This is a genomic window from Synergistaceae bacterium, assembly GCA_017444345.1.
Lineage (GTDB): Bacteria > Synergistota > Synergistia > Synergistales > Aminobacteriaceae > JAFUXM01.
Genome location: JAFSWW010000086.1, coordinates 48,492 through 62,529 on the forward strand (window position 1 = coordinate 48,492; position 14,038 = coordinate 62,529).

General features: G+C 40.8%; 13 protein-coding genes. 9 read left to right on the forward strand and 4 right to left on the reverse strand.

The annotated features are described in order from the left end of the window. A complete protein-coding gene (gene htpG, locus IJS99_06390; protein ID MBQ7561443.1) occupies positions 1–1,863 on the forward strand; it encodes a molecular chaperone HtpG in 1,863 nt (620 codons plus the stop codon). Positions 1,864–1,876: 13 nt separating this feature from the next. Beyond that, positions 1,877–2,965 carry a hypothetical protein gene (locus tag IJS99_06395; GenBank protein ID MBQ7561444.1) on the forward strand — a complete coding sequence of 363 codons (1,089 nt, stop codon included), beginning with the start codon at positions 1,877–1,879 and terminating at the stop codon, positions 2,963–2,965. 47 nt (positions 2,966–3,012) lie between these two features. Here IJS99_06395 and IJS99_06400 read toward each other — a convergent pair whose 3' ends face one another. From IJS99_06400 to IJS99_06410, 3 genes are all read right to left on the reverse strand, one after another. Then, positions 3,013–3,870 (reverse strand): amidohydrolase family protein, encoded by an 858-nt coding sequence (locus IJS99_06400; protein MBQ7561445.1) that lies wholly within the window; start codon positions 3,868–3,870, stop codon positions 3,013–3,015. Positions 3,871–4,029: 159 nt separating this feature from the next. Beyond that, positions 4,030–4,665, reverse strand: a complete 636-nt coding sequence (locus tag IJS99_06405; GenBank protein MBQ7561446.1) for a hypothetical protein — start codon at positions 4,663–4,665, stop codon at positions 4,030–4,032. Between the two features lie 29 nt (positions 4,666–4,694). Beyond that, on the reverse strand, positions 4,695–5,138 hold the full coding sequence (locus tag IJS99_06410) for a DUF488 domain-containing protein (GenBank protein ID MBQ7561447.1): 444 nt from the start codon (positions 5,136–5,138) through the stop codon (positions 4,695–4,697). Between the two features lie 172 nt (positions 5,139–5,310). On the opposite strand from IJS99_06410, the gene IJS99_06415 reads away from it, so the two are divergent. From IJS99_06415 to IJS99_06445, 7 genes are all read left to right on the forward strand, one after another. Further along, positions 5,311–6,576, forward strand: a complete 1,266-nt coding sequence (locus tag IJS99_06415) for a hypothetical protein (GenBank protein MBQ7561448.1) — start codon at positions 5,311–5,313, stop codon at positions 6,574–6,576. Positions 6,577–6,648: 72 nt separating this feature from the next. Continuing rightward, entirely contained in the window at positions 6,649–7,776 is a 1,128-nt protein-coding gene (gene dnaJ / locus IJS99_06420) for a molecular chaperone DnaJ (protein ID MBQ7561449.1), read from the forward strand. 37 nt (positions 7,777–7,813) lie between these two features. Continuing rightward, positions 7,814–8,626 (forward strand): slipin family protein, encoded by an 813-nt coding sequence (locus tag IJS99_06425; GenBank protein MBQ7561450.1) that lies wholly within the window; start codon positions 7,814–7,816, stop codon positions 8,624–8,626. Next, complete coding sequence (alaS, locus tag IJS99_06430; protein ID MBQ7561451.1) at positions 8,626–11,262, forward strand: alanine--tRNA ligase; 2,637 nt, start codon at positions 8,626–8,628, stop codon at positions 11,260–11,262. The genes IJS99_06425 and alaS overlap by 1 nt, the downstream gene beginning before the upstream one ends. A gap of 154 nt (positions 11,263–11,416) precedes the next feature. Then, positions 11,417–11,827, forward strand: coding sequence for an RNHCP domain-containing protein (locus tag IJS99_06435; GenBank protein MBQ7561452.1), 411 nt, complete (start codon positions 11,417–11,419; stop codon positions 11,825–11,827). Next, positions 11,824–12,231, forward strand: a complete 408-nt coding sequence (ruvX, locus tag IJS99_06440; GenBank protein ID MBQ7561453.1) for a Holliday junction resolvase RuvX — start codon at positions 11,824–11,826, stop codon at positions 12,229–12,231. Before IJS99_06435 ends, ruvX begins: the two co-directional genes overlap by 4 nt. Before the next feature lie 49 nt (positions 12,232–12,280). Continuing rightward, entirely contained in the window at positions 12,281–13,552 is a 1,272-nt protein-coding gene (locus tag IJS99_06445) for an ATP-grasp domain-containing protein (protein MBQ7561454.1), read from the forward strand. 62 nt (positions 13,553–13,614) lie between these two features. On the opposite strand, the gene IJS99_06450 is transcribed toward IJS99_06445, so the two are convergent. Further along, positions 13,615–14,038, reverse strand: a 424-nt coding sequence (locus IJS99_06450; GenBank protein ID MBQ7561455.1) for a GNAT family N-acetyltransferase, incomplete at its 5' end; no start/stop codon positions are given.

Sequence of the window (14,038 nt, forward strand, 5' to 3'; positions counted from 1 at the left end):
ATGAACGAAGAAAAATTTTATTTCCAGTCAGAGACAGCCGGCTTGCTAAAGATGATGATTAACTCTGTTTACTCGAACAGGGATATATTTTTGCGCGAGTTAATATCAAATGCCTCTGATGCTTTAGACAAAAGACGTATAGAATGCTTGAAGAATTCAGAACTAGCCGAGAATGAGAAGCCGGAAATAATAATAGACTCTGACAAGGACAAGAAAATTTTATCAGTCAGCGATAACGGAATAGGCATGTCAAAAGATGATTTGATTCAATTTTTGGGGACTCTTGCGAAATCAGGCACCCGGGAATTTCTTCAGTCAGTAGAGAGCGAGAAGGCAAAGCAGGAATTAATCGGGCAGTTCGGAGTCGGCTTTTACTCGGTATTCATGGCCACTGAAAAAGTAGAAGTAATTTCGCGTAAACTCGGCAGCAATGAGACCTATAAATTTATGTCGGACGGCGGCGGATCTTATACGATTTCACAGGAAGAACAGCGCAAGGAATGCGGCACAACTGTAATACTTCACTTGAAAGAGTCTGACCCAGAGTCAAAAAATTATGCCGATGAGTGGACTATACGCGGAATTATCGAGAAATATTCGGATTTTATTGCTTGGCCGATATTGTATAAAGATAAAATTATTAACTCGCAGAAAGCAATTTGGCAGCGTCCTGAAAGCGAAATTACAGAAGACGAGTATAAAGAATTCTACAAGCATTTGACTCACGACTGGCAGGACCCGTTAATGCACATAAAGATAAACGCGGAAGGATCTACAAATTTCAAGGGATTATTATTTGTGCCGTCAATAGCTCCGTATGATTTATTCATGAATCCCAAGTCCGGCGGCATAAGTTTATATATTAATCGAGTCTTTATCATGAATGACTGTAAAGATTTAATACCGGCCTATTTACGCTTTATTCGCGGAGTAATTGACTCTGAAGACTTGCCCCTGAATATTTCACGAGAGATTTTGCAGGAAGAGCCTATTATTAAAGTAATCAGACGCAGCACTCAACGGAAAATTTTTAACGAGTTCAAAAAATTATTGGACTCAGACCGCGAAAAATTTATAAAACTTTGGACGATATTCGGCAAAATTATGAAAGAGGGCATTATTCAAGACAGGGAACACGCGAAAAATATTTTTGACATTGCCCTGTTCAGGACGACTAATAATGACGAGTGGACGACTATTTCAGAGTATGAGTCGCGCATGAAAGACGGCCAAGCGGGAATTTATTGTCTTGCTGGGAGTGATAATTTAGCAGCCTTGAAAGCCTCACCGAAATTAGAGCCGTATTTAAGCAAGGGCTATGAAGTTCTCTTAATGACGGATCCCGTTGACGAGGTTATTTTGCAGGACGCTAATTTTATAATGCCCGCCGAGTCAGTGAAATTATTAAATATCGCGCTCGATTCCGTGAGTCCCCTGACTGAAGACGAAAAGAAAGCCAATGACGAAAAAATAAAATCTCTTGAGTCAGAATTTGCACCGTTAAAGAAAATCGCGCTTGAATTATTCCCGGATAAACTTGAGGACGTTCGGCCATCTTTGAGTCTCACAAATTCGCCGGCAGTATTAATAAATTCACCGAACGGTCTTTCTATACAATTTGAGAATTTATTACGTTCAGCAGGCCAGACTCCTCCGATTCAGAAAAGAATATTAGAATTAAACCCGAATCACCCGCTGATAAAAAATTTACTCGCAATTAGCAGCGATAATAAACGAGTCTCGGATATGCTGAAAATTTTATATGATAATTCTTTGATTCTTGAGGGAGTTCAACCGGATAATCCAGCAGATTATATTAAACAAGTCGAAAACTTGATGACACTCGCGACTGATAAGAGATAAGACGGGGGACTAAATGCCATTCTTAAAAGTTTTGCCAGAAAAAGAAGAAGAGCCAGTAAAATTTATAGAAGTCTCGCCAGTTTATGAGCCTGTTATTGACTCTGTGCAAGAAAACGAGACTATAACGCAGCCGAACGAGTCAGACTCAACACAAGACACCCCGCCCGCGCCTGTTGATGATATTGATATTATTGACGAGACTATAACGCAGCCCGCCACCGAGCCGACTCAAGAATCGCCAGTAACTGAGCCAGAGTCGATAACACCGCAGGAAAAATCACCGGACGACTCAGAACGGCCGGAAGAATCGCCCGCACCCGTTGACGATATTATTGACGAGAAAGCACAAGAGACGACTCAAGACACCCTGCCCGAGTCCGAGCCAACGCCCGCACCCGTTAACGAGCAGACAGAACAGGAAGAAGCCGCCCCCGTTGCGTCCACGCCGCCCGAACAGACGAACGAGTCAGAGCCAACACAAGACACCCCGCCCGCGCCTGTTGATAATATTGATATTATTGACGAGACAGCCGCCGAGCCGATAACACCGCCGGAAGAGTCGCCAGAGCCAGCGCAAGACGATACACACGCACCCGTTGACGAGCCAGTAAACGAGCCGACAACGTTGCCCGATGAGCCAACACCAGCACCCGGACCCATTGAGCCCAATATTAAATATACCGGTGGAGACATAAAATATGATGTTACTTCAGGGAAGCGTTATGTTGATTTAGTATCGACTAAGACGGATTTTGACAGAATGCTTGACGAACTCGCAGCAATCAGCAAAGATATTATCGAACATGAGGCCGAGAGATTCGCGAAAAAATACACCGGAAAATTTCAGGGCGGTTTTGACAAGGCTGAGGCAGACGCAAAAAAATATGATGCATTCTTAGGCGGTTATATCACAAATGCTGCTATGCTGCTTTATGATCGCGGACATCGTGAAGTCGCTATATCAAAACTTGAAGAGACCCGCAAAGTTCTTGAAGCCCGCAAAAGACTCGAGGACGAGACAGCCGCAATTAAGACCCGTGTAGAAGAAGAGGACGCAGTTGTAGATTTGTCTGATATTCTAGGCTTATTCGGGGACGGTTAAAAAATTTATTCCCCCTCTGTGAATGAGCTGATTATTTGCAGGGGGATTTATTTATTTTTGCGTGATAGTAAATTCATGGCATTTAAATATTTTATTTGCGCTATATCATTAATATCAAGTTTTGAATCATTAAACTTTTTCTCATATCTTGACGAATCCAGAATCGGATAATCACTCCCCATTAAGAATTTATGTATAACTCCGGCTGCTTTTATCGCGTCAAAAATTTTAGCGTCATATAAATACGGCATCGCTGCAATGTCATAATAAGTATTTCGCAAAATTTTCCTAACTTCAGGCATTAACTCATAAATCCACAACCCGCCCCCGAAATGTGCAAAAATTGTCGTTATATCGGGATTATTTGCGCAGAATTTGAAAGCGTCCCGAGTGCTCGTTTTGCCCTTGCCCGCGTATTCATGCCCTACAGGTTCGGCCAAGTGCCATAATAATAAAAAATTTGCTGCCCTGACTGCATTTGTTAATCGTGAAGTCTCGTTATTATCTGAAATATTTATATTTTGTCCGTCCGGGAATAATTCGCCCGCTCCTATTAAGCCTGAATCAGCACAGCGCATTATTTCACGTTCTAAATTTTTATCGCACGGAGGCACAACACAGAATCCAGTTAATTTATCAGGAAATTTTTTAACGCAGTCAATTATATAGTCATTGCAGATTTTACACAGTCCCATATCACGAAAAGCAAACCCGAATATAATAGCATGTGTGATATTATCTCGCGTCATTCTTGATAATAAATCTTCAAGAGTCGCCCATTTATGCACGCTATTATGAGTCAGCGCGTCAAAATATGATTCATGCTCTGAAATTTTCTCGCAGTCTTTAATAATTTCCGGCGGGTAAATATGAACGTGAAAATCTATAATTTTATTATTTATCATAATATAAAAATTTTCTCCTGTTGTGCTGTTATGTAATAAATAATATTTTACACAAAATTTTTTATAAACGATTCTTTATCATGATACAAAAATTTTATCCCCGTTTTGCTTGCTGTAAATATTAAATTTTTTAGTGCCCTTTATTGCAAGAATATATAATCATGATACAAAAATTTTCGCGATTAACTTATAAAATCTCCCATTAGCTTTTAAAGGTTTTGCGGGCATACTCATTACTAAATAGGCGTGAGGGATTATCAAATTTTTTGCGTCATTATAATTATTATTATCATAATCAGGATCTGTGATTCTAATTTGCGTATAATAATCGCCGTTGTAATCAAAACTTGCGCGCGGCTTTATCTCGTTATAAAATTTTCGTTCGTGATAGATTCTCAAGTTCTCGACTTCTATAAATATCAACGAGTAATTTAATTTATATTCGTGAATCTCTTCAAGTGTTAAATACTCTCGCAAATTCCCGAATATATAATCATGAAATTCAGGCGGGTGAATCTTTATAATTTCGCTTAAATCCATTTCTCCGAGTTTCAGCCAAGCGTCATATTTAATCATAAAGTCCTCGCTGTGATTTTGCCGTGAATGTCCTATTTTGCGAGCTATTGAAATTTTTGCGGTGTCTAAGATTTTGCAAGTTCCCGGCGAATTTATGAATATTAGCTGAAAGTCTGATAATGGCTGCCCGTCTTCAAATGACACAAACCTGACCCAGCGGCCAGAATATAAATCAATACCGGCAACGCAGAACTTCCCGAACATGTTAGATTTTGCCATAATAACCGCGTCAATTTTCATGTTTTATATTATATATGAGTGAGTATAACATCAGGAAGTGCTTTATATATCATTTCAGCAAATAATCTCCTGTGGCATTTATCAGGCTTAGGTTCTGCACATAATAAACAAACTGTCTCATACAACGAGTCAAAACGTGAAATAAAATTTTTTATCGCGTCTCTTTCTTGCATTAAACTTGTATATTTCTGCTCGTATTCATGCCAAGTAATTTTTTTGCGCTTATAACTTGATAGTATTTCTTTAGTCGGCGCATATTCAGGGCAATGTTCATATTGACAGCCGCAAATTGTTTCAAGAAAATATTTTAGATCGTTTTTCTTTGAGAATCCCGCGAGCTGATTATTATTATTCAGTCTTATGTCAATTAATAATTTAATACGATAATATTTAATTCTCGTAAAAAATTGTTCGGCTGATTTTTTCGTGAATCCTATAGTGTATAGAAACATGCGCTAATAATTCTCACTCATTCAAATAAAATTTTATTCCCGTAAATTCTAATATAATGAATTCAAAATCTCAAATTAAATGATTATTTGTGAAAAATTTGCGATTATTATAGAATTAACAGACAAAAATTTATTCAGATTTTAATTTATAACAGGGAGGATATAATATAAAATGTTCAAGAAATTTGCAGTGCTTTTATTAGTGCTTATTATGTTTGGATCTGTCTGTTACGCTGAAGAAGCAGACACCCCCGACGAACCCGAAGAATTACAGACTCAGACTCAATCAGCTGACACTGACTCCGACAATTTAGCAGAACGAGAAAACGCCCTAGCTCAGAAAGAGTCAGAACTCGCTGATTTATCGGCCTCATTATCTGACAGGGAGCAGGCAATCTCTAATCAAGAAAAAGATTTGGCCGCAAAGAGTTCTACTATCACAGCAAAGTTGCGCGAGATCTCCGGGACTTCTGCTATATTAATCGGACGTGAGACTCAAGTAAACGAGCGCGAAAAAAGTTTAATGGCACGTGAAGCAGCTTTGGCACGGCGGGAAATGGTATTCGCTCAAGAAAGCCAGAAATTTACGGACTCTTCAGCAGCCCTGACAAAAAGAGAGTCAGAACTAGCCGACCGAGAAAAAGCCCTCGCAGAACGTGAAGCAGAATTAAACGCAAAAATTTCAGCCAAAGAAGCCGCCGACAAACTCACAGCCCGCGAAGAAGAATTAACAAAGCGGGAAACTGAACTTGCAAACCGTGAAGCAGCCGAGAGAAGACTCGCCGAACTTGAAGCAAAATTAACGGATCGCGAAAACGAATTAAATTCACGTGAGGAGTCATTAACAGCGCGCGAGAATTCAGCCAGTGAACAGGCTCAAAAATTAACGGCTCAGAGTGAGGCAATAGCAAAGACTGAATCAGAAATCGCTAAACGTGAGCAGGAACTATCAGCAAGAGAGTCAGACTTGGCCGCGAAAACTCAAAAACTTGCGCAGGACAGTGAAAATTTTGCAGCTCGCGAGTCAGCTCTCACAGAAAAAGAGAATCAGACAACAGTAAAAGCCGCAGAACTCGCCGAACTTGAGACTCTCATTAAAGAATTACCGGCATTTAACCCGAATCACTCAACTGAAGCGTCAGTAATATTAACTTACTCAATACCAGCCGAGAAACGCCGCGAATTAATAGCCATGCAGAGAGCAGCCTACGCAAAATATAACGCGAAAAGAATCACTAACGCGCTTGAAGACTACACAAAGGCCGTAGAAGCAGCACCCGAAGCAAATTATCTCGCAGCATACTGGGCAGGTTTATGCGCTGAAAGATTACGCAATAGACATGATGAGGCTTTGAAATGGGCAAATAAAGCACTTGAGATTAACCCGGATTACAAGCCCGCTCAAGATCTCAAAGCAAGACTCGAACGCAGAAGATAATAAAATTTTTTCGTGAACGTCCCTCCGTATATGGCGGGGGGAATATTTTTATAGAAAGGTGTAATTTCTTAGTTGGAAGATTTATATAAAATTTTGGAAGTCGATCGCAGTGCCTCACAAGATGATATAAAGAAGGCCTATCACAAACTAGTAAAGTTATATCATCCTGATTTGCACCCCGGCGATAAGGACAATGAAGAGAAATTCAAGAAAATTAACGCGGCTTATACCGTTTTGAGCGATCCCGAAAAGCGAGCACGTTATGACCAGTTCGGGACAACTAATCCAAATGCTGACCCGTTCAGCGGCATGGGAGGATTCGGCGGTGTTGATTTTGGTGATTTCTTTGACTTATTCAGCGGAGGATTCGGGGGCTTTCACTCTAGGCAGTCTTATAATCCAAATGCAGCAAGACGCGGCAATAATATAGAGATGCTTGTTAGAGTCAGTTTGCTTGAAGCCTTCACGGGAATAAAGCGAAATATTGACGTAATGAAATCTGAAACTTGCCCGAAATGTAACGGATCAGGAGCTAAACCAGGAACTAAGCCCGAAACTTGCAAAAAATGTAACGGACGCGGCCAAGTACAGCAGACTCAAAGAAGTTTTCTCGGCTCATTTACTACGATTACAACATGCCCGGATTGTCATGGAACAGGCAAAATTATTCGTGATAAGTGCGATGAGTGCGGCGGCTCCGGTCGTGTACGCAGGAAAAAGACTCTTGAAGTCAAGATTCCCGCAGGTGTTGAGCGAAATATGCGGCTCAGAATCCCCGACGCTGGCGAGGCAGGAATTAACGGCGGTGAAGCTGGCGATTTATATTTGATTATTGATGTAGAATTAGACCCGAAATTTGAGAGACAAGGCGCAGATTTACACACAAGTTTAGTGCTTACATATCCGCAGGCAGTCTTAGGCACTGAAGCGACAATAAAGACTCTTGACGGTAAGGACGCAAAAATTTCCGTACCAGCAGGCACAAATCACGGTCAAGTTCTCAAAATCAAAGGCAAGGGAATGCCCAAGATTAACACGCAGAATTTCGGGGATCTATACGCTCATGTATTTATTGACGTTCCCAGCAAATTAACTGATAAGCAGCGGGAGTTAATAAAATCTCTTGCTGATGAAATGCAGACTCCGGTCGGTAATGGAGAAAAAGGTTTCTTTGACAAATTCAAAGATTTATTCAAGTAATATTTTATAGTTTATAGTAAAGGAGAAAATTTTTAGCATGATAATTGATATTAGCGATTTAGGCTCGATAATTTCAGGAATAGGCAGCGCATTTGTCGTAATATTTATATTGTTGATCGTGCTTTCTATGGCCGTCCGTGTAGTTCCTGAATATAGAAGGCTCGTTTTATTCCGTCTTGGCCGTCTCGTTGGCAGCAGGGGGCCGGGCATCGTCTTTATTATGCCGATTCTTGACAAGGCTATTAGCGTGGACTTGAGAATATTGACTCTTGATGTTCCCGTTCAGGAAGTAATCACTAAAGATAATGTCGCTATTAAAGTCAATGCAGTAGTATATTTTAGAGTTCTTGAACCCGCAAAATCAGTCGTTGAAGTAGAAAATTATATCGTCGCAACGAGTCAATTAGCACAGACTACTTTAAGATCCGTTGTAGGCTCTGTAGAACTCGACGAAGTATTATCATCAAGAGAAAAAATTAATCAGGAATTACAAAAAATTATCGACGAACGCACAGACCCATGGGGCATTAAAGTAAGTGCCGTAGAAGTCAAAGAGTTAGAATTACCTGAGGGAATGAAACGCGCAATGGCACGGCAAGCCGAAGCAGAACGGGAACGCCGAGCAAAAATTATCGCAGCAGAAGGAGAATTACAGGCCGCCGAGAAACTTTCACAAGCTGCCCATCAAATGGAGTCATCGCCTATAACTTTGCAGTTAAGATATTTGCAGACTATTCGCGAGATTTCAGGAGAAAGAAACACTACTACATTCTTCCCGATCCCTGTAGATTTAGTGAAGCCCTTTATTGACAGATTAACAAGTCCGAGTCAAAGTCAGGAGAATAAATAATGAAATATAGATCTGCTAAAGAATTGCGCGAATTATTTATTAAATTCTGGGAAGAGAAAGGCTCTAAGCATTTGCCTAGTTTCTCGCTCGTGCCTGAAGATCCCTCGTTATTATTCACAATTGCGGGAATGGTACCGTTAAAGCCCTATTATTTAGGAATTAAGCAGCCCGAATATCCACGAGTCGTAACGAGTCAAAAATGTGTACGCACTAATGATATAGAAAACGTAGGACGAACTGCGAGGCATCACACTTTTTTTGAAATGTTAGGCAATTTCTCATGGGGGAGTTATTTCAAGCATGAGGCCATAACTTGGGCGTGGGAATTCTTGACGGAACGAATCGGGCTAAATCCTGATAGATTATATGCTACGATTTATAAAGATGATGACGAGGCTTTTAATGTCTGGCACAAAGTAGTCGGACTCCCTGAAAACAAAATTTTTAGATTCGGACAAGAAGATAATTACTGGTTCATGGGCGACACTGGCCCCTGCGGACCCTGCAGCGAAATTTATTACGATCGCGGCGAAAAATATTCATGCGGTAAGGCAACTTGCGGAGTCGGCTGTGATTGTGATAGATATATGGAAATTTGGAATCTCGTCTTTACCCAGTTTGACCGTCAAAAAGATGGGAGCTTGCCCTTACTGCCTCACAAAAATATTGATACGGGAATGGGACTCGAGCGTCTTGCTTCAGTTGTTCAGGAAGTTGACACGGATTATGAGACAGATTTATTTACTCCGCTGATTAATTACACTTGCAAACGAGCAGGCATTAAATACGGCGACAACGAATTTAACGACATGGCCGCGCGTGTAATTTCTGATCATGTAAGAAGTGTTGCGTTTATGCTTGCTGACGGTGTACTGCCTTCAAATGACGGGCCGGGCTATGTTTTGCGGAGACTCTTGCGTCGTGCTGTGAGATTCGGAAAATTATTAAATTTTGACGGGCTATTTATTTGTGAGTACTTGCCGATTTTAATAGAAATTATGGGCGATCCCTATAAAGAATTAATCACGCAGCGACCAGTAATCGAGCAGATTATTAATCTTGAAGAAGAGAAATTTAATAAAACTTTGAGGCAGGGCACAGAATTATTTGACTCTGTTATTGCAGGCTTAAAGGCTCAAGCTCAAAACGAGATACCCGGACAAGTTATATTTACTCTTTATGACACTTACGGATTCCCCCCTGAATTAACGCGAGAAATGGCAGGCGAACAGGGATTCACACTCGATGAAGAAGGCTTTAAATCAGCCATGAACGAGCAGAGAGAACGCGCAAGGGCATCAAGCAAACAGAAAAAAAGTGCGTTATCAGGCGACATTTACACGGAAATAGAGAACGAGTCAGGAGCTACAATTTTTACGGGCTATGAAAGAGTTTCAGACACTGCGAAAATTTTAGCGTTAATTACTCCTGAAGGACGAGTCGACAGCGTGAAATCTCCCGGAGAATTTGAAATCGTCTTAGATACGACTCCATTTTATGCGGAACGGGGCGGAGAAGTCGGCGATACTGGCGAAATCAAAACGGGGTCAAGCACTCTGAAAGTTTTAAACACTGTGCCGCACGGGAAAATTATAGTTCATTCTGTTAGACTCGAGTCAGAAGGCAAAATTAATTCAGGCGATGAGGCTTTATGCTTTGTCGATGATAAAAGAAGGCAGGCAATCAGACGCAATCACACGGCGACTCATTTACTTCATGAGGCTTTAGCGCAGGTTCTCGGCCGTCATGTCAGGCAGGCGGGTTCACTCGTAAATGATTATTTCTTGAGATTTGATTTTACTCATCATTCGCCAGTTACTGAAGCTGAAATTATCGAGACCGAGAAAATTATCAATCAGCAAATTTTGAATAATATCGAGCTTGATATTTCCGAACACACAAAAGAAGAGGCTCAATCACTCGGAGCAAAGGCACTCTTTGAGGAAAAATACGGCGATATAGTAAGAATCGTAAATGTTCCGGGATTCTCTATGGAATTATGCGGGGGCTTGCATGTCAAACGCACCGGCGATATAGGGAGCTTCAAAATTTTACGTGAAGAAAGTATAGGCTCAGGAACGAGACGAATTTTAGCGGCAACCGGAATGAATGTATTAGCACTCATGCAAAAATTATTTGCTTTGAGAAATTCATTAACGGCTTTATTATCAACTGATGAAGATAATCTAAACGAGAAGGCGCGCGCACTTGTTGACGATTTAAAGACTATGAGGAGTCAGATTCAGGCCGCAAAATTACGTGAATTGCTTGACAACTCCGAAAAATTTTTAGAACGTGAAGAGATCAACGGGATATTATTGCAAATCGGGCGATTCCCTGATATTCAAGCGAACATGTTACGAGACATAGGCGACAAGGCACGTGCAAGACCTGAAGCAAATATAGTGATTCTTGCGTCAATTAACACACAAGATAATTCTTGCCAAATTGTAGCAATGGCCAACGATGAGGCAGTTAATAAAGGCATAAACGCGGGCGAACTCGTAAAAGAGGCTTGTATAATTCTAGGCGGTAAGGGCGGGGGAAGAAAGAATCTCGCTCAAGGGGGCGGCAAAGAAGGCTCAAAACTTGAGGCGGCTTTAAAGCGTGTTCGTGAAATAATTGCTAATAAATAATTAAATTAAATTTAAATAAGGAGATTTGCATTTATGCAGCATGGCATAATAATAAAGATTGCTTCAGGCCGGGAGGTCTGGAGCAAGTAAGGATTTCAGCACCTCCCAAGAGAATAAGAGAATAAAATTTTAATCTTTTAGGAGGTCTAATAAATTGAACAGAGTAAACAAGAGGCATTCTCTTGAAAAAGGATATTACAAGACTCACCCGTGCAATGAGGGCTTTACGTGTAAATTTTGCGGTTGGAAAGTTAATCCGCCTTTATTCGGTGAAAATCATCGCAATCACTGTAATAACTGCCTCACAAGTCTTCATTTGGATAATGAGCCGGGGGACCGCGAGTCAGATTGCGGGGGCATTATGGAACCTATAGGCGTGTGGGTCAGGAAAAACGGAGAATGGGCAATAATTCACCGTTGTAAAATTTGCGGACATTTGAGCGTCAATCACGTTGCGCCCGATGATAACCCCGTAAAATTAATCTCTATTGCAATGAAACCTATCGCCTGCCCTCCGTTCCCAGTTGAAAGAATGCAGGAATTTGAGGAGATTTTGAAAATTTGAGCAGAGTTTTAGCACTTGACATCGGGACAGTTAGAATCGGTGCGGCAATTTCTGATCCTTCACGAATAATCGCGCAGGGACTCGGAGTCTGGCAAATTGATACGTGGCGTGAAGAGTTTGACTCGTGCATTAAAAAATTTGATCCTGCTGTAATAGTTCTCGGACTCCCAGTAAGAACCGACGGCAAAAAAAGCGACGCAGCAGAAAGAGTCATAAATATTTTAGACTCGCTAAAATCTGAATATCCCGATATAATTTTTACGACATGGGACGAGAGATTTACGACTGTTATAGCACAAAAAATGTTAATCGAGGCCGATATTTCACGAAAACAGCGGCGCAAAACTGTAGACAAAGTTGCTGCGGTGTTGATTCTTGAAAGCTGGCTCGAAGCTAATAAATAATTTAATGTCCCCTTGACAACGAGGGGGCTTTTTTAGGAGGGCTAATAACTTGAAAAAATTAATGATACTCGGAGGATCGCGCTATATTATTCCGGTTATAGAGACGGCCAAGAAACTGGGTTTATACGTGATTACATGCGACTATTTGCCTAATAATGACGCTCATAAATATTCAGATGAATACTGCAATGTCAGTGTCATAGATAAGGACGCTGTTCTCAAGGCAGCAGCTGAACGGAAAATTGACGGCATAATTTCTTTTGCTTGTGATCCCGGAGTTGTCGCAGCCGCATATACTGCCGAAAAAATGAGTCTCCCCTTTCAAGGTTCATACGAGTCAGTGCGAATCTTGCAGGATAAGGGACTATTTAGAAAATTTCTAGCTGATAACGGATTTAATACTCCTAAAGCAAAAAGATATACACGCTCGGAAATTGACTCAGTCAAGAATGATTTAAATTATTTTCGCTGGCCCGTGATTGTCAAGCCGGTTGATTCAGCAGGAAGCAAGGGAGTTACACGCGTTGATTCCCCTGAAGGACTCGATGCTGCTATAAATAAAGCTATATCGGGCTCATTATGCGGAGCTTTTATTATTGAGGAATTCCTGACGTTTAACGGCTATCATTCAAGTTCAGATCCTTTCACAGTGGACGGCGAACTAAAATTTATGACTTTTTCCGATCAGTTATTTGACAAGGGCGCGGATAATCCATATACACCATCAGGAATCAAATGGCCGTCAACTATGGCAATGCGTCATCAGGAAACTTTGACTCATGAGATACAGCGATTAATGAATTTACTTGACATGAAAACAGGAATATATAATATTGAAACTTGTGTGAGTTCAGACGATAAGCCTTATATAATGGAAGTATCACCGAGGGGCGGAGGCTGCAAAATAGCCGAAATTGAAAAATTGGCATATGGTGTTGACCTCATAGAGAACGAAATTCGCAGTGCTGTAGGAATGCCCTTAATAAATATGACTCCTCATGAAATTATAGGAAGTTGGAGCGAAATGGTATTACATATTAACGTCGAACAGCCGGAAATTTTTAGACGCATGACTATAGACCCGGAAATTATGAAAAAATATGTAGTACTTCTCGATTTATGGGCTAAAGACGGCGACACAATAAAGCCCTTCACGGGTGCAAATTCGACAATGGGAATCGTTTTTCTTAAAGCAGACTCAAGATCTGAACTCGATAATGTACTCTCACGCGTAAATGAATGGCTAAAAGTTGAATTCTTATGTAATAATACGTATGGGGGGGGGGGTATTAGGCCTCTTCACTTATGGTGCGGTGAGTAATGAAAATTTTTCGAGGCCGCTGTGTCGAACTTGTGATTATGCAGCCTTGTTTATTTCTCGTCTTAGAGTTCGCGTGTCATGTAAAGACTCTCACCTGATTCTGACTCTGACTCGAGTATAAATTTTTCTGACTCATAAAATTTAATTGCCCCGCCGTTATTTTTCCTGACTTCAAGCCTGACACGTTTCATGTCTGAATATCTCATGTCATCAAAGCATTCACGAATTAATTTACTGCCGAGTCCCTGCCGCCTGAAATTTTCGTGTATCACTATCAGGGTTATATATCCCGTCTTATTCTCTATATTATTCGCGTAGTAAGCAGCGAATCCCGTACATTCACCTTCTAAATATTGACACAAGACTCGTGCGTGCTGTGAAAGTTTCTCGGAGTATGAGTCTATATCTTTAACTCTTTGTTCTAAATCAGGGAAGTATTTAATAAATTGAATGAGTATATTTTTTACTTGTGAGGATTCATTAACA

What these genes read in the sequence shown, in the direction of transcription:
- IJS99_06395 (MBQ7561444.1), top strand. Translation starts at nt 1,877, where the DNA reads ATGCCATTCTTAAAAGTTTTGCCAGAAAAAGAAGAAGAGCCAGTAAAA.
- IJS99_06410 (MBQ7561447.1), bottom strand. Translation starts at nt 5,138, where the DNA reads ATGTTTCTATACACTATAGGATTCACGAAAAAATCAGCCGAACAATTT.
- IJS99_06405 (MBQ7561446.1), bottom strand. Translation starts at nt 4,665, where the DNA reads ATGGCAAAATCTAACATGTTCGGGAAGTTCTGCGTTGCCGGTATTGAT.
- IJS99_06415 (MBQ7561448.1), top strand. Translation starts at nt 5,311, where the DNA reads ATGTTCAAGAAATTTGCAGTGCTTTTATTAGTGCTTATTATGTTTGGA.
- htpG (MBQ7561443.1), top strand. Translation starts at nt 1, where the DNA reads ATGAACGAAGAAAAATTTTATTTCCAGTCAGAGACAGCCGGCTTGCTA.
- IJS99_06425 (MBQ7561450.1), top strand. Translation starts at nt 7,814, where the DNA reads ATGATAATTGATATTAGCGATTTAGGCTCGATAATTTCAGGAATAGGC.
- alaS (MBQ7561451.1), top strand. Translation starts at nt 8,626, where the DNA reads ATGAAATATAGATCTGCTAAAGAATTGCGCGAATTATTTATTAAATTC.
- IJS99_06400 (MBQ7561445.1), bottom strand. Translation starts at nt 3,870, where the DNA reads ATGATAAATAATAAAATTATAGATTTTCACGTTCATATTTACCCGCCG.